The organism is Alphaproteobacteria bacterium LSUCC0719 (genome assembly GCA_040839025.1).
Lineage (GTDB): Bacteria > Pseudomonadota > Alphaproteobacteria > Puniceispirillales > Puniceispirillaceae > UBA8309.
On the sequence record JBFPJN010000007.1, the window covers coordinates 17,221 to 32,550 of the forward strand.

Here is a 15,330-nt window from a genome sequence, read left to right on the forward strand (position 1 = left end):
ACCTTATCCGAGTTTGCCGGCAAGAGCCACCAGATCCGCAAAGGCCAGTCGCTTTTGCGCCGGCGAACGGCTCAGATAGGCTGGATGAAGAGTTGCCAGGGTTGGTCGTGGCCTGCCATCACCATAGTCGATATCATGCCAGCGCCCCCGCAACTTCAGAATGCCGCCGGCAGGTGGCAGGACAGCCTTTGCCGTAACGCCACCAAGAAGAAGAAGCCTTTCAGGCGCAGCCAGCTGGACATGCCTGTACAACCAGGGAAGAAGCAGCGCCATTTCCTCGGCTGTTGGCGTACGATTGCCCGGCGGGCGCCAGGGGATCAGCGGTACAAGATAGATATCGGCCCGCGACAGGCCGATGGATGACAGCATTCTGTCGAAAAGCTGACCGTCTGCGCCGACAAGTGGCAGCCCGACCCTGTCTTCATCCCGGCCGGGCACGTCACCGATCACCATCAGCCTTGCGCCGGGATTGCCATCAGCGAAAATCATGTTGCTTGCCGTATGTCTGAGGGCACAGCCATCCAGCATCTCAAGGGCGGCCCTGAGTGCGTCAAGATCGGTGATGCCGGCGAGCGTTGCCGACTGGTCCGGCGACTGCGCAGTTGGCGCAACCTGTGGGGCGGACGGTGGCGCAGAGACAGGCCTGTCGGCAACAGGCACCTGACCGGCGGTTGGGGTGCCGGGGCTATGGTCTGTCGACACCGCCGGAATTGCCGGTGATGGGACAGGTGACAGCAGCGCCGACATCGCCACCGACTGCTCGGGCGCCGGTATATCAAGCAGAATCTCGTCAATGCCCATGGCGTGCTGCCAGGCAAGCTGTTCGATCAGGGTGCTTCGGTCATGCGAATTCGCTACCATGCCATTTTCCGTCGAATTCCTGATTATCCGGTTGCGCCAAAAAGGCAACTATTGCTCTGTTACCTGGTAACATATAACCAGAAGTCGCGATAACAATGCCAGAAACCGCAATGACAATGAAGATCCCGGCAATGCCCACGGCCGGGAAGGGGTGGGAAAATGGAACGTGAAGCAATGGAATTCGATGTCGTGATCGTCGGTGGCGGCCCATCCGGCCTGTCAGCGGCGATCCGCCTGAAGCAGCTGGCAGCCGAAGCCGGGCGCGATCTCGAGGTCTGTCTGATCGAAAAGGGCAGCGAAGTGGGCGCGCATATTCTTTCCGGTGCGGTTCTGGAGCCACGCAGCCTGAATGAGCTTCTTCCAGACTGGCAGGACCGCGGCGCACCGTTGGACACACCGGTCACGGCCGACAAATTCATGTTCCTGACCGAAACCGGCGCGATCCGGATGCCGACCCCGCCGCAGATGAACAATCACGGCAACTACATCATTTCCCTTGGCAATTTCTGCCGCTGGCTTGGCGAGCAGGCCGAGGCGCTTGGCGTGGAAATCTATCCAGGCTTTGCCGCTGCGGAGGTTCTCTATGATGAGTCCGGCGCGGTGTGCGGTGTCGCCACGGGCGATATGGGCATCGGCAAGGATGGCGAGCCAACCGATATGTTCATGCGCGGTATGGAATTGCGCGCCAAACAGACGATTTTTGCCGAAGGGTGCCGCGGCCACCTGACAAAGACACTGTTTGACACATTCGATCTCCGCGAAGGCAAGGATCCGCAGACCTTTGCCATCGGCATCAAGGAACTGTGGGATATTGATCCCGAGAAATCCAAACCGGGCACAGCCTGGCACTCGGTTGGCTGGCCGCTGTCGACCGATACCTATGGCGGATCATTCCTCTATCATCTGAACGGAAATCAGGTTGCTGTCGGTTATGTTGTCGGGCTCGATTATTCAAACCCGCATTTGTCGCCTTTTGAAGAGTTCCAGAGGTTCAAGACACACCCGGCTGTTCGTGAAGTGTTCGAAGGCGGACGCCGTGTTGCCTATGGCGCGCGGGCGCTGAACGAGGGTGGTTTTCAGTCGATTCCAAAACTGACCTTCCCTGGTGGTTGTCTTGTCGGCTGTACGGCAGGGTTCCTGAATGTTCCCAAGATCAAGGGAACACATACAGCGATGAAGTCTGGCATGACGGCTGCCGAAGCCATCTTCGAGGCGCTTGCAGATATGCAGCCGGGCCATGAGCCGGCAAGCTATGCCGCCAAGCTTCAGGACAGCTGGCTGTGGGCGGAACTCTACAAGGTTCGCAACATCCGTCCGGGATTTGCCAAGGGGCTGTGGCTCGGTATGGCCAATGCCGCGCTCGACACCTATCTGTTCAGAGGCCACGCGCCCTGGACGCTGCATCATCACCCCGACCATGAATCGCTGAAACCGGCAGCCGACGCACCAAGGATCGAATATCCAAAACCGGATGGGGTTGTGAGTTTCGACCGTAACTCATCCGTCTATCTGTCAGGTACCAATCACGAGGAAAACCAGCCGGCGCACCTGACATTGAGGAACCCGGAAATACCGATTTCGCACAATCTGGCGCTTTATGATTCGCCCGAGCAGCGATACTGCCCTGCCGGCGTCTATGAAATCGTCCGTGATGATGGTGGTGGCAATGCCCGTCTTCAGATCAACGCGCAGAACTGTGTTCACTGCAAGACTTGCGATATCAAGGACCCAAGCCAAAATATAGTGTGGGTGACGCCGGAAGGTGGCGGCGGCCCTAACTATCCGAATATGTAACCAGGGAGGGGTCATGTCTGGCCCGCAGCCAGCATCACACATCGCAACGCGATCCTTGCAATTGGTTGCCGCAGGGCTGCTGACCAGTCTGGTGGCTGGCTGTGGCGGGGCTGTGCCCCAAAAGGTCGAGACAACTACGATCGAGACGGTGCCGGTCGAGACAACACCTGCTGTTACGGCGCCCGGCGTTGCAGCGCCGACCCCGGAGTCCGGGTCCGGCAATAATGACATGATCGTCAATGGCAGCGCTGTAACCCTCACCGCATCCGATTCCGGACGCCGCCATGACACGATTACCTCGGCAGGGCACTATCTTGCCGCGCGACAAGCACTCTATTTCAATGATGTTGGCACATCAGCGACCTTTTTTCTGGAGACACTGGAAGCAGAGGTCGACAGCATTCCGCTGCTTCGCCAGGCGTTTCTGACCCAATATTACTATGGCGATATCGAGCGCGCCGCAGCCCTTGGTCGCCAGCTGGAAAGCCTGAACATCGTCGTGCCACTTGGCGGGGAACCGGGGACCGCGCTGGCCATCAAAAAGGGCGACTGGCCAGCGACATTGGTGCTTGCCGACAAAATCGCCGAGGACGGAACCGCGCTGGTGATGGCGGGCATCATCAAGGGCTGGAGCCTTGTTGCCGACGGCCAGGGTGATGCCGGGATTTCAGCGCTTCTGAACACCGGGCGGCTTGCCATCGATCAGGATCGCGGCATGCCGTCCTATTTCAGGCTTCATGCCGCACTGATGACCGAATATCTGGGGCTGACGAGCGAGGCGCAGCAGCGTGTCGACGGGTTGGAAACCTCCCTTGAGGGCGCGCATCTGATGCTTCAGCTTGCCGCCTTTCATGCGCGGCGCGGCAATTGGGACGCCGTCGACAGGATCCTTGCCACACGGCTTTCCAGCCAATTCAATGTCGGCGTGGTGCGCGCGGCACTTGAACGTCAGGCCGGCAGCACGCCAGAACCTCGCCAGATGATCGCCAATGCCGTCATTGCGATGGCACTTGACCAGCGAGATACCGAACCAAGCCAGTCGATATCGGCGCGCCTTCGTTTCAGCCTGTTTATCGATCCCGGCAACCAGTTCACCAGACTGTTGATGGCGCAACAGATGGCCGATTTTGGCCAGCGGGACGACGCGCTGGTCGAACTGGCGCAAATCCCCTCGGACAATGAATTCGGCCAGCTGGCACGGCTGACCGAAGTGTCGGTTGTGGAAGAGCAGGGCAATTTCAGCCGCGCCATCGAAACGCTGAAGCAGGTTGTTGCCATGGATCCCCAGAATGCGGCGCTTCGCCAGCGGCTTGGGGACATTCATCGCCGGCACCGGCAATTCAGGCAATCGCGTGACGCCTACATGGCGGCGCTCGATCTCGGCAATGACAGTGGCAGCCTGCATCGAAGCCTTGGCGTGTCACTGGAACGGCTTGGCGAGACCAAGGCAGCGGAAACACATTTGCTGCGCGCCATCGAAATCGACCCATCCGATGCGTTTGCACTGAATTATCTCGGCTATTGGTGGGCCGATGAGGGCCGCAATCTCGATGAGGCGATAGCGATGATCGAGCAGGCCGTCATCCAGCGCCCCAATAGTGGATTTTTCGTCGATTCGCTTGGCTGGGTGCATTTTCGGCTGGGTGATGCGGCAACTGCCGTCGGGTATCTTGAACGGGCGACCGAACTCGAACCTGCCGATCCCGAGATTACAGGCCATCTTGGTGATGTCTATTGGGTTCTTGGTCGGTATGACGAGGCGCGCTTCAAATGGCGGCTTGCATTGTCACTGAGCACCGATGACGCCGAGCAGAAAAAGCTGTCTGACAGGCTGGCCAAGGGTCTGCCGGCATCTGAAATCCCCGGATCAAACTGACATATGGCGGTGGCGGCGGGCGGATATGAACGCATGCTGGCCCCCGCCAAGCTGAATCTGTGCCTTACGGTCACCGGTCGCCGCGACGATGGCTATCACCTGCTGGATTCGGTTGTTGTCTTCACCGGTTTTGGCGACAGGCTCACGATCCGCCCGGCCAATAGCTGTGATGGCGCGGATATTCTCGATATTGCTGGACCGTTCGCCGCCGACATCGAGAATGGGCCGGACAATATCTGCCTTCGGGCCATCAGGAAATATCGCGAGGCCGGCGGGGTGATCGGCGCCCTGTCGATGACACTGGACAAACAGATTCCAGTTGGTGCCGGGCTTGGCGGTGGCTCCAGCGATGCTGCGGCTGTGCTGCGGTATCTGGACCGCAACGCCCACCACCGACCCGACCGCGACAGCCTTGCCGCGCTGGCGCTGGCGCTGGGTGCTGATGTGCCGGTATGTCTGGGTGGGACAGCACAGCATATGACCGGCATTGGTGAACAGCTTCACCCCCTCGACCCCGCCCCGCATGGTCATGTCGTTCTTGCGCGCCCCGGCGTGTCGCTATCGACAATTGCCGTTTTCAGGGAATTCGCCAGGCGGGCCAAGATGGAAAACAGGGTGGATAAGGTGGCCCTGACAACCCATGAGTTGCATCGGATCATTCAGCGTGGCAACGATCTGACCAGCGCCGCGATCAGGCTTTGCCCGGAAATCGGCGACCTTATGGACAGGATGGCCCAGTGCGACGGTGCCAGCGCGGTACAGATGTCGGGAAGCGGTTCGGCATGCTTTGCGCTGTTTGATGATGTCGGTCTGGCCAGCGCCGCCGCCGCCCATCTGGCTGACCAGGGTTACTGGGCGGTCGCCACAGGCTTTTGAGACAAAATGGCAGCTGTCGCGTGCGATCAATTAAATCATCATCCGGCGCGTGATCGGGCTTGATCGCCCGTTCCTAGGTCGCTACATTGCGGCCACTTCGCGATTGGGGCGTAGCCAAGTGGTAAGGCATCGGTTTTTGGTACCGTGTATCGTAGGTTCGAATCCTACCGCCCCAGCCAGACTTTCAGCAAACAGCATGATGACGACCTACAGGATGGTATCTGTGTGGGCGTGGCTGTGACGTCAGTTGATGGAATCCAGCGCATATCCGGTTGTTGTGGTGATGATGACAGATTGTTTTGTCAGCCGCTTCACCTTCTGGCGCAGACGATAGATATGGGTTTCAACCGTATGTGTGCTGAGACCGTTCTGAAATCCCCATACCTCGGCAAGAAGCTCTTCCTTTGAAACGCAACTTGGATAGGCCCGGTACAGATATTTGAGAATGGTGGCTTCCTTTTCCGTCAGGATGACCTTGCGGGAATCATCGGCCATCTTCAGCAATTTGTTTGCCGGTATGAAACTGAGGCCGCTGATGGAAAACCGCGCTGTATCCGATGCCTTGTGCTGCCAGAGCTGTGATTTCACCCTCGCCAGAAGTTCTCCCATACGCATCGGCTTGACGACATAGTCATTGGCGCCCGCCTCGAGACTGGCAATGATATCTTCCTCGGCGTTCTGGCCGGTCAGCATGATGATCGGCTTTTCAAAACCCCGCTCGCGAAGCTTGCGGCAGATTTCAACACCATTGCCGTCAGGCAGGCGGATATCGAGAATGATCAGGTCGGGGATGATGTCTTCAACCGCGCCAAAGGCCTCGATCAAGGATCCGGCTTCAAAAATCTGGTCAAAGCCCTCGGCCTGAAACTGTTCCTTCAGCGTGGTTCGAAGAAACACGTCATCATCAACCACCAGAAGGCGACCCTTCGGCTCATTGTCCCAAACGGCGCTGCCGTCCAATCCTTGCAATTTCATCAGTCACTCCATACAAGGAGGCATCGCGTTGTCATCCTGTAGCAAATTAACCTAATTCTTATAGCTGGAAAAACCCCAACGGCCTGTCACTGGTCAAAAGGCGTCACGATGCGGGATCCGAATGCAAGACGAACCTATCTGAAGACCGACCGCGCAAGCCAGGAACTGCGCCGCGGCGGTCTCGTGATGCTGCGGTTGTCAAATGGCGCTGCCTGTCTGTTGCAGGCTGCCGAGCTGGCGAATAATGGCGCGCGCGACGAAATGCAGCGCCTTGCCGGTTCGGGGGCGGTACTCATTCTGACCGAAACCCGTATGGAAAGTCTTGGCCGCCGACTGGAGGCCGAATTCTGTGGTGCCAGCCTGCCAGCCCACAATCTTGATCATAGCAGAATTGGACAGCTTGCCGTCGAACAGCCGACCGTCGGCCTTCTTGAAGGGGTGACATCGGTGGTTGGCGAGCGACGCGGGTCGCTTGCCGATTATGCCACGAGGTTGCTTCGCATCGCCAAATTGCTGCCGGCCGCGCTGGTCACCAGACTGCCGACACGGGATTCAGCGTTTCAGAAACGCCTTCATGAAGACAATAATCTGATTGTCATCAATGATCGCGACATTGATGGATATATGGATGCCGCAGCACAGAGCCTGAGCATCGCGGCACGGGCCAGGGTGCCACTTCGTGTGGCACCAGAGGCCGAAGTTGTGATGTTCCGGGCCGAACTGGGCGGCGACGAACATTTCGCGGTGATCGTCGGACAGGTCGATCCGGCGGAAGCGCCGCTTGTGCGGCTGCATTCACAATGCATTACCGGCGATGTTCTCGGCAGTCTGAAATGTGACTGCGGTGACCAGCTCCAGGGGGCGCTGGCGCTGATGGCCGAGGCTGGTGCCGGCATTCTTGTCTATCTGGCGCAGGAAGGCCGTGATATCGGGCTTCTCAACAAGATGCGGGCCTATGCGCTGCAGGATAACGGGCTCGACACCGTCGATGCCAATCATGCCCTCGGGTTTGAAATGGATGAACGCCATTTCATGCCGGCTTGCCGGATCCTGGAAGAGCTTGGCGTGTCACAACTGCGGCTGATCACCAACAATCCCGAAAAGATAGCCCAGATCGAGGCAGGCGGCTTTACCGTTGTGGAACGCGTGCCGATGGCACCGCCAAGCAACGAGCATAATCACCGTTACATAGAAACGAAACGGACCCGCGCCGGCCATCTGAACGACTGATCAAAAGATCAGTAAGGCGGTGTCAGCTGCCGCGGGTGCCAAAAATGGCCGAGCCAACCCGCACCGATGTGGCACCGAACGTGACAGCCTCTTCATAATCGCCACTCATACCCATCGACAGGCCGGACAGGCCATTGCGCGCGGCAATGGTTCCGAGGAGCGCGAAATGCATCGCCGGTTCCTCATCCTGTGGCGGGATGCACATCAACCCCTCAATCACCAGACCACATTCATCCCTGCAAAAGGCGATAAACTCATCCGCCTCTTCGGGCATGACGCCCGATTTCTGGGGCTCCTCACCTGTGTTGACCTGAATGTAGCAGGCAAGCCGGCGAGCCTGCCTGTCCATTTCCGCGGCCAGCGCGCGGGCAAGCTTCGGCCGGTCGACACTTTCAATCACGTCGAACAGCGCCACCGCGTCAGCCGCCTTGTTGGTCTGTAACGGCCCGATGAGATGCAGTTTCAGATCCGGCAGAGCGATCCGCCGATCGGTCCATCTTTGCTGCGCCTCCTGAACGCGATTTTCACCGAAAACCCGGTGTCCGGCGGCAAGTGCGGCGTCAATCCTGTCATCCGGTTGCCGTTTGCTGACCGCCACTAGGGCGGGGCCATCCCCCCTGCCGGGCGTGCAGGCATCAGAGATTTTCTGCCTGACCGTCTGCAGATTGGCCGCAATATCGAGAGTGGTTGTCGGACTCGTCATGATCCTGTCCTTGCGATGGATGTGACAATCGGGGCGCTCACCTGCGCTCAGCCTGTCCGGGTGACATAGGCCTGTCACCTGCGAGACGCAAGCCATCATACCCATCAGCATATCCACGAGCATAGCGGGATGCCAGTTCCGACCCCGAAAACTGTCAGGCTTCGGGCGGGGCAGACGACATCCTGTTGCAAAAATACAACATAAATCGTTAAAGATGCACTAATCGCTCATAAAGGAATTGTTAATTAACCAAAAACTAATAACTTAGCCCTCGCGGCCAATGGTGGCCGTGTTTCTCTAGAGGGAGATTTCAACATGCGTAAGGTTCTTCTTGCGACAACCGCCATCGTTGCACTTGGCGGTGTATCAGCTGCTTCGGCTGACATCTCGGTATCCGGTGGTGCTGAGTTCGTATATGATTCATGGGGGGGTGCCAACAGCACGTCCGCCAACAACAACTCGATCACCAACAAGACCTTCTTCAAGATCAGCGCTTCGGCAGTTGCTGACAACGGCATGAGCTTGGCTGCTTACACCGCTCAAGACGGTACAACCAATGGCTCTTGGAACGACTTTGGTTTCAGCATCTCCGATGATTGGGGCACTCTTGGCTTCAAGGGTTCGGAGTCAGGCGACGCCTTCGAAACCAGCACAGACATCACCGCTGAAGAAGACTACAACGGTGCCACCAACACCTTGGCTTACCACCCAACGGACAGCCAGATCGCTGGTACCGATGTATCCTACCTTTCGCCAAACATGAGCGGTTTCCAGTTCTCAGTCGGTTACACAGACACTGGTGCAGCTGAAGACACTACCGCGATGGGTGCGCAGTATTCGATGAGCGCTGGCGATGCCGCAATCACTTTGAAGTACGCTGCTTCGTCAAAGGGTTCCGCCACCACAACCGGTCGTGACGGCACCGACGCCACCTCGATGGGTCTGGTTGTCGCCATGAGCGGCATAACGCTGACACTGGCCCAGAACGACACCGAAGTGAAAGACACTTCCGCTGCGTCTGACGCCGATTATGAAGCAAGCTCGATGTCGATTGCTTACACAATCAGCGACGCCATGTCTGTACAGGCTTACACTGGTGAAACCGACAACAAGAAGGACACCGACTTCAAATTCAAGGACACCGGTTATGGTCTGGTTTACACCATCACACCGGGCCTGTCCGCTTCGGTAACCCACAACAGCTGGGATCACACCAACAATGGCGGTACCAAGGACAGCGGCACCAACACTGCTGTTGGTCTGAACCTCTCTTTCTAATTCAGGTTAGTTAGAGTAATGTCGGAGGGTCGGGAAACCGGCCCTCCGTTTTTTTATGGGAACGCGCCATGAGAATAGCCTCCATCCTGCTGGTCACACTCCTGATCACCAGCTGTTCAAATATCCAACCAGCCCCTGTTCAGGAAGACGAGGGACCGGTATCCTTCCTCACTGGAAAGCCAGGCGGCATCAAATTGGGCGATCTTGGGGGCCTGTCTGGTGAAAAAGGCGACGGCATGCCGGTGAACGCCATTCTGTGGCGCGCCTCGCTGGAGATTATTTCGCTGATCCCGATTGCCGATGTCGATACCTTTGGCGGCACCATCGTGTCCGACTGGTACTCGCTTCCCGGCAAAACCGATGAACGGATCAAGATCACGATTTTTGTGTCCGGGCGTGAGCTTCGGTCCGACGCCATTCGTGTTACCGTTCATGTCCAGAAACGCGATGGCACCGATGGCACCTGGAGCAGCAGCGTCCGTGACGACGAATTCGCCTCGCGCCTTGAGGAGCTTGTTCTGAACCGGGCCCGTGAAATTCGCGCCGAGACAATTACCGAAATCGTCGAATAATTACACAATCACGCCGTCATGGCGCGCCGCCAGGGTGACATTCATGGATCAGTACAACGCGTCCGCCGTCGAGGCAAAATGGCAGGAACGCTGGGAAACCGACAAATGTTTTGTTGCGGAAACCGGGTCTGAAAAACCGAAATATTATGTTCTGGAGATGTTTCCCTATCCGTCGGGTCGCATCCATATGGGGCATGTCCGCAATTATACGCTTGGCGATGTCGTGGCGCGCTATCGCCGCGCACGCGGCTACAATGTGCTGCATCCGATGGGATGGGACGCCTTTGGTCTGCCTGCCGAGAATGCGGCAATGGAACGGGGGGTTCATCCTGGCGACTGGACAACGGAAAATATCGGTGCCATGCGATCCCAGCTTCGCGGCATGGGTCTGTCCTATGACTGGGACCGTGAGCTGGCGACCTGCACCCCGGACTATTACCGCCATGAACAGAGGATGTTCCTGAAATTCCTTGAAAAGGGTCTCGCCTATCGCAAGGAAAGCTGGGTCAACTGGGATCCTGTCGAAAATACCGTTCTTGCCAATGAACAGGTTGTCGATGGCTGTGGGTGGCGATCAGGCGCCCCGGTCGAGCGGCGTCTGCTGTCCCAATGGTTCCTGAAGATTACCGAATTTGCCGACGAGCTGCTTGGTGCCATCGAGGGGCTGGAGCGGTGGCCGGACCGGGTGCGGTTGATGCAGCAGAACTGGATCGGTCGGTCGGAAGGCGCGCGGGTACGGTTTGCGCTGAGCGCGCCGGGGCCGGATGCGACTGACGGCATTGATGTGTTCACCACCAGACCGGACACGCTGTTTGGTGCTTCTTTCCTTGCCATTGCCGCCAACCATCCGCTTGCAGTTGCCATTGGCCGGGACGATTCCGCCGCCGCTGATTTCATCGCTGAATGCGCCAAACTTGGCACCTCCGAGGCGGCCGTCGAAACAGCCGAGAAAAGGGGCTATGATACTGGACTCACCGTTCAGCATCCGCTGCTGGGCGACTGCCAGCTTCCTGTCTATATCGCCAATTTCGTGCTGATGGACTATGGAACCGGCGCGATCTTCGGATGTCCGGCGCATGACCAGCGCGATCTTGATTTTGCCAACACCTATGGTCTGCCGGTGATTCCCGTTGTTCTGCCAGACGATGTGGCGGCTGACAGTTTCACGGTTACCGACACCGCCTATACCGGACCTGGCAGGCTGTTCAATTCCGGGGAATGGGACGGGTTGAGCGTCGAGGATGGCAAACGCGCAGCGATCCGGGCGCTTGAAGCCGGTGATGCCGGCACAGGACAGACAACATACAGGCTTCGTGACTGGGGGGTGTCCCGGCAGCGCTACTGGGGATGCCCCATTCCCATTGTCCATTGTGAATCCTGTGGCATGGTTCCGGTGCCGGAGGCCGACCTTCCCGTCGAACTGCCACAGGATGTCGAATTCGATACGCCCGGCAACCCATTGTCGAATCATCCAACCTGGAAACACACCTCCTGCCCCAGCTGTGGCGGTGCGGCCATTCGAGAACAGGATACATTCGATACCTTCTTTGAAAGCTCCTGGTATTTCCTGCGCTATGCCGACCCGGATCATCCAGAGGGATTCAGCCGCGAGGCGGCCGCCTACTGGATGCCTGTCGATCAGTATATCGGCGGTGTCGAGCATGCCGTGCTGCACCTTCTCTATTCCCGTTTCTTCACCCGCGCGCTGCGCGAGACAGGCTATCTTGAACTTGACGAACCATTTGCCGGCCTGATGACGCAAGGTATGGTCTGCCACCAGACATTCCAGGACCAGAAGGGAAAATGGCTGTTTCCAACCGAAGTTGAACGCGACGGCGATGAATGGCGGGATATCGAGACCGGCGGGCCCGTGATTGCAGGCCGCATCGAAAAGATGAGCAAATCCAAGCGCAATGTCATCGATCCGGAATTGATCATTTCAACCTATGGTGCCGATACAGCGCGGCTGTTCATGCTTTCCGACTCACCGCCGGAACGGGATATGGAGTGGACCGAAGCCGGCGTTGAGGGGGCATCACGCTTCCTGAAGCGGCTCTATCGCCTGGCCGGCAGCACGGATCTTGCCGCAAAGGGCAGCGCCGTGCCGACCGCAGGAGCCCCGGCCGATCTGGTCCGCGCCACACACCGGGCCATTAAGGCCATTTCCGACGATATCGAGGCGTTCCGCTTCAACAAGGCAGTGGCGCAACTCTACACGCTTGCCAATGCCATTTCCGACCTGCAGGACCGCTCTGACGAGGCGAATGCGGCGCGGCGGTTTGGTATCGAAACGCTGACCAGGCTTCTGGCCCCCATGGCGCCGCATGTGGCTGAAGAAATGTGGCAGATGCTTGGCCATGACACCATGCTTGCATCCTCGCCCTGGCCGGAGGCAGATGCCTCTCTTATTACCGAGAGCAGTGTGGAAATCGGCGTTCAGGTCAATGGCAAGCTTCGTGACACGGTATCACTGCCGCGCGATGCGGATGATGACGAGGCGCGCGCCGCCGCACTGGCCTCGGCAGCTGTAATCCGATATCTTGAAGGTCAACAGCCGAAAAAGATCATCATTGTGAAGAACAGGATCATCAATGTTGTTGTCTAGGGCATTTGTCATCGCCGGGTTGTGCCTGTTGGCCGCCTGCGCTGACATGCGCGTCCAGACAGCCGGTGAGGTGCTTCGCCAGCAGGAAATCGGGATCAATGTCCTGCAAAGCGGCGGGCGCGACGGGCAGCTCTACAGTCGGCAGCTTCGCGAGCAACTCGGATCCGACGGGACCACGACGCACGACCTGTCATCCAGCCTCAGCCAATCCTCAAGTTCGGTGGTCGCGGTACGCGGCACGGGATCACAGCTGAAAAAAATGACCATGACAGCCAAGATAAAGTTGGTGGACAGCCGGTCCGGCGAAGTTGTGCTGACAGATTCGATTTCCTCTACCGCCACGCTTGGCGCTGTTTCGTCCTATTTTGCGCAAACCCGGTCCGATCGGCACGGCAGTGAGCGCCTTGCGATGCTTCTTGCCGACCGTGTCGCAGCCCGTGTCCAACTCTATTTCCTGAACAATAGCGGGTCCTGATGAAGGTCGCGCCGCGACAGATCCAGAGTTTCCTGTCAGCCATTCCCTCGCCCGTCCGTGCCACACTCCTGCATGGCAGTGATGTTGGGCTGATCAGTGAGCGCGCACGAAAAATAGCGTCCCATTTCAGCACCGATCTGGATGATGTGTTTTCGGTGACACGTCTCGATGGCGAGACCCTCTCCTCCGACCCGGCGGCGCTTGGCGATGCCGCCGAGGCGCTGGCCATGACAGCTGACTGCCGACTGGTGATGGTTCGCGGGCGCGGCAGTGAAATGCTGGACTCCTGCAAGCTTGCCCTGGCCTGTAATCTTGACAATGCCTTCATCATTGTTGAGGCCACCGAAACCACCACCCGACATGCGCTGGTAAAGCTGTTTGAAACAGCCGACCATGCGGCATCGATTGGCTGTTACCCGGATGAGGCACGTGACATCGGCGCGGTTCTGGGCGAAGTGCTGGCACAGGACAATATCACCATCACCGAGGACGCACGCGCCGCCGCCATCATGCGGCTTGGCGCTGATCGCGGTGCTACAAGACGGGAAATTGAAAAGCTGGCCCTTCTGGCCGGACCCGGCGGGACTCTGTCCTTTGAGGATGTCAGCATTGCTCTTGGAGACAGCGGAACACTGGTCATCTCCGATATCGCAATGGCCGCCGCCGATGGCAAGATCGACATGCTTGAGCGCGCCATCGACAAGGCATGGAGTGAGCAGCAGGCCAGCGTTACCGTGCTTCGTGGATCCCAGGCCTATTTCAGGCAGCTTCTTCAGGCCGCCCGTGCCATGCAGAAGGGCGGGTCTGCCCAGCAGGCTGTCAAATCACTTCGGCCGCCCGTGCATTTCCGACTACAGGACAAGCTGGCATCCCAGCTTCGCCATTGGTCACCGGACGCATTGATGGATGCCGTCAACCGGCTTCAGGATGCCGAGCTTGCTGTGAAAACAGGCGGGGCCAATGACACCGCGATGTGCGCTCAAACGTTGCTTGGTCTGTGTCTTCGGGCGCGCGCACTTCGTAGTTAGTCGATTCCCAGCTTTTCCATCACAGCCTCGAATTGCTCAAGGCTCTTGAAGGTGATCGCCATCCGGCCCTTGCCCGACTCTTCATTCCAGTCGATATCGATGCGCAGACCAAGACTGTTTTCGGCGCGTGTCTCAAGCGCCCTGATATCGGCAGACTTGCCAGACATCTTGCCGGTTTTGGATGTAGCCTTCTTGCCAGCGCCGGTCCTGTCACGCGCTGCCAGCGCCTCGACCTGACGCGCCGATAATCCCTTTGCCGCCACTTCACGGGCCAGAATCACGCAATCCTTGTGACCGATCAGCGGACGAACCTGCCCCATGGTCAATGTTCCGTCGACAACCATGTCCCTGACATCGGATGGCAATGACAGCAGACGCAGTAGATTGGCAATGTGGCTTCTTGATTTGCCAATGATTTCAGACAGTTGCTCTTGTGTATAGTGAAAATTGTCAATCAGCTGACGATAGCCTTCAGCTTCCTCGACAGCACTCAGATCAGCGCGCTGGATATTTTCGATCAGCGCCAGTTCATAGGCTTCCTCATCCTGCAGATTGCGAATGATTGCCGGCACCGTATGAAGCTGGGCCATCTGGGCGGCGCGCCAGCGCCGTTCACCGGCAATCAATTCATAGCGGTTTGACGCGCCGGCCTTTGGCCGCACCAGAATCGGCTGGACAAGACCCTTGCTGCGAATGGAGTCGGCCAATTCAGCCAGCGATGCCGTATCAAAGCGCCGGCGCGGCTGCCACGGGCCGGAGTTGATCCATTCGATTGGCAGATCTGTCAGCCCGCTCTGAACCGGCGCACCGGTCGATGTCCCGCTGGCACGGGTTGTTGCGGCAACACCGGCATCGCCAAGGAGCGACGAAAGCCCGCGACCAAGTCCACGTGCCTTGCCAGCTGTGGATGCGGTGGCTTTCTTCACGGCTGGCCTGGCATCGGCCTTGTCTGGTGCGCCAGCCTTTGCTGCCTTATCCTTTGCCATTGTCGACCCTTTGCGGGGTCCCGGTGTCTTTGCCATCTTTCGATGTCTCCATTTTCATCTGCCACCGAATA

The 15,330-nt window shown here is 58.2% G+C and carries 13 protein-coding genes and 1 tRNA gene; 10 read left to right on the top strand and 4 right to left on the bottom strand.

The window, feature by feature from the left end; all coding sequences use genetic code 11:
• Positions 1–3: 3 nt before the first annotated feature.
• A complete protein-coding gene (locus AB3X55_11990; GenBank protein MEX0504309.1) occupies positions 4–861 on the bottom strand; it encodes a uracil-DNA glycosylase family protein in 858 nt (285 codons plus the stop codon).
• A 159-nt stretch (positions 862–1,020) separates the two neighbouring features.
• Between AB3X55_11990 and AB3X55_11995 the strand changes: the two genes are divergently transcribed.
• The 4 genes from AB3X55_11995 to AB3X55_12010 all read left to right on the top strand — a co-directional run bounded on the left by AB3X55_11995 (position 1,021) and on the right by AB3X55_12010 (position 5,586).
• Positions 1,021–2,655, top strand: coding sequence for an electron transfer flavoprotein-ubiquinone oxidoreductase (locus AB3X55_11995; GenBank protein ID MEX0504310.1), 1,635 nt, complete (start codon positions 1,021–1,023; stop codon positions 2,653–2,655).
• 13 nt (positions 2,656–2,668) lie between these two features.
• Positions 2,669–4,531, top strand: coding sequence for a tetratricopeptide repeat protein (locus AB3X55_12000; protein MEX0504311.1), 1,863 nt, complete (start codon positions 2,669–2,671; stop codon positions 4,529–4,531).
• A gap of 3 nt (positions 4,532–4,534) precedes the next feature.
• Positions 4,535–5,407 (top strand): 4-(cytidine 5'-diphospho)-2-C-methyl-D-erythritol kinase, encoded by an 873-nt coding sequence (locus AB3X55_12005; protein ID MEX0504312.1) that lies wholly within the window; start codon positions 4,535–4,537, stop codon positions 5,405–5,407.
• A 104-nt stretch (positions 5,408–5,511) separates the two neighbouring features.
• A tRNA-Gln gene (locus AB3X55_12010) sits at positions 5,512–5,586 on the top strand.
• Positions 5,587–5,650: 64 nt separating this feature from the next.
• Here the strand turns inward: AB3X55_12010 and AB3X55_12015 are convergent.
• Complete coding sequence (locus AB3X55_12015) at positions 5,651–6,382, bottom strand: response regulator transcription factor (GenBank protein ID MEX0504313.1); 732 nt, start codon at positions 6,380–6,382, stop codon at positions 5,651–5,653.
• Positions 6,383–6,490: 108 nt separating this feature from the next.
• Here AB3X55_12015 and ribA point away from each other — a divergent pair, with 108 nt between their 5' ends.
• On the top strand, positions 6,491–7,612 hold the full coding sequence (ribA, locus tag AB3X55_12020; protein MEX0504314.1) for a GTP cyclohydrolase II: 1,122 nt from the start codon (positions 6,491–6,493) through the stop codon (positions 7,610–7,612).
• 22 nt (positions 7,613–7,634) lie between these two features.
• Here the strand turns inward: ribA and AB3X55_12025 are convergent, their stop codons facing one another.
• Complete coding sequence (locus AB3X55_12025; GenBank protein ID MEX0504315.1) at positions 7,635–8,315, bottom strand: YggS family pyridoxal phosphate-dependent enzyme; 681 nt, start codon at positions 8,313–8,315, stop codon at positions 7,635–7,637.
• A gap of 315 nt (positions 8,316–8,630) precedes the next feature.
• Between AB3X55_12025 and AB3X55_12030 the strand changes: the two genes are divergently transcribed.
• The 5 genes from AB3X55_12030 (at position 8,631) to holA (ending at position 14,273) form a co-directional block, all read left to right on the top strand.
• On the top strand, positions 8,631–9,593 hold the full coding sequence (locus AB3X55_12030) for a porin (GenBank protein ID MEX0504316.1): 963 nt from the start codon (positions 8,631–8,633) through the stop codon (positions 9,591–9,593).
• A gap of 68 nt (positions 9,594–9,661) precedes the next feature.
• Complete coding sequence (locus AB3X55_12035; GenBank protein ID MEX0504317.1) at positions 9,662–10,165, top strand: DUF3576 domain-containing protein; 504 nt, start codon at positions 9,662–9,664, stop codon at positions 10,163–10,165.
• Between the two features lie 43 nt (positions 10,166–10,208).
• Positions 10,209–12,770: a leucine--tRNA ligase gene (leuS, locus tag AB3X55_12040; GenBank protein MEX0504318.1), complete on the top strand. Its 2,562-nt coding sequence runs from the start codon at positions 10,209–10,211 to the stop codon at positions 12,768–12,770.
• Positions 12,757–13,245 carry a hypothetical protein gene (locus AB3X55_12045; protein ID MEX0504319.1) on the top strand — a complete coding sequence of 163 codons (489 nt, stop codon included), beginning with the start codon at positions 12,757–12,759 and terminating at the stop codon, positions 13,243–13,245. Before leuS ends, AB3X55_12045 begins: the two co-directional genes overlap by 14 nt.
• Entirely contained in the window at positions 13,245–14,273 is a 1,029-nt protein-coding gene (gene holA / locus AB3X55_12050; protein ID MEX0504320.1) for a DNA polymerase III subunit delta, read from the top strand. The genes AB3X55_12045 and holA overlap by 1 nt, the downstream gene beginning before the upstream one ends.
• On the opposite strand, the gene AB3X55_12055 is transcribed toward holA, so the two are convergent.
• Positions 14,270–15,295, bottom strand: coding sequence for a ParB/RepB/Spo0J family partition protein (locus AB3X55_12055; GenBank protein MEX0504321.1), 1,026 nt, complete (start codon positions 15,293–15,295; stop codon positions 14,270–14,272). The genes holA and AB3X55_12055 overlap by 4 nt on opposite strands.
• Positions 15,296–15,330: the final 35 nt, after the last annotated feature.

What these genes read in the sequence shown, in the direction of transcription:
- AB3X55_11990 (MEX0504309.1), bottom strand. Translation starts at nt 861, where the DNA reads ATGGTAGCGAATTCGCATGACCGAAGCACCCTGATCGAACAGCTTGCC.
- AB3X55_11995 (MEX0504310.1), top strand. Translation starts at nt 1,021, where the DNA reads ATGGAACGTGAAGCAATGGAATTCGATGTCGTGATCGTCGGTGGCGGC.
- AB3X55_12000 (MEX0504311.1), top strand. Translation starts at nt 2,669, where the DNA reads ATGTCTGGCCCGCAGCCAGCATCACACATCGCAACGCGATCCTTGCAA.
- AB3X55_12005 (MEX0504312.1), top strand. Translation starts at nt 4,535, where the DNA reads ATGGCGGTGGCGGCGGGCGGATATGAACGCATGCTGGCCCCCGCCAAG.
- AB3X55_12015 (MEX0504313.1), bottom strand. Translation starts at nt 6,382, where the DNA reads ATGAAATTGCAAGGATTGGACGGCAGCGCCGTTTGGGACAATGAGCCG.
- ribA (MEX0504314.1), top strand. Translation starts at nt 6,491, where the DNA reads ATGCGGGATCCGAATGCAAGACGAACCTATCTGAAGACCGACCGCGCA.
- AB3X55_12025 (MEX0504315.1), bottom strand. Translation starts at nt 8,315, where the DNA reads ATGACGAGTCCGACAACCACTCTCGATATTGCGGCCAATCTGCAGACG.
- AB3X55_12030 (MEX0504316.1), top strand. Translation starts at nt 8,631, where the DNA reads ATGCGTAAGGTTCTTCTTGCGACAACCGCCATCGTTGCACTTGGCGGT.
- AB3X55_12035 (MEX0504317.1), top strand. Translation starts at nt 9,662, where the DNA reads ATGAGAATAGCCTCCATCCTGCTGGTCACACTCCTGATCACCAGCTGT.
- leuS (MEX0504318.1), top strand. Translation starts at nt 10,209, where the DNA reads ATGGATCAGTACAACGCGTCCGCCGTCGAGGCAAAATGGCAGGAACGC.
- AB3X55_12045 (MEX0504319.1), top strand. Translation starts at nt 12,757, where the DNA reads ATGTTGTTGTCTAGGGCATTTGTCATCGCCGGGTTGTGCCTGTTGGCC.
- holA (MEX0504320.1), top strand. Translation starts at nt 13,245, where the DNA reads ATGAAGGTCGCGCCGCGACAGATCCAGAGTTTCCTGTCAGCCATTCCC.
- AB3X55_12055 (MEX0504321.1), bottom strand. Translation starts at nt 15,295, where the DNA reads ATGGCAAAGACACCGGGACCCCGCAAAGGGTCGACAATGGCAAAGGAT.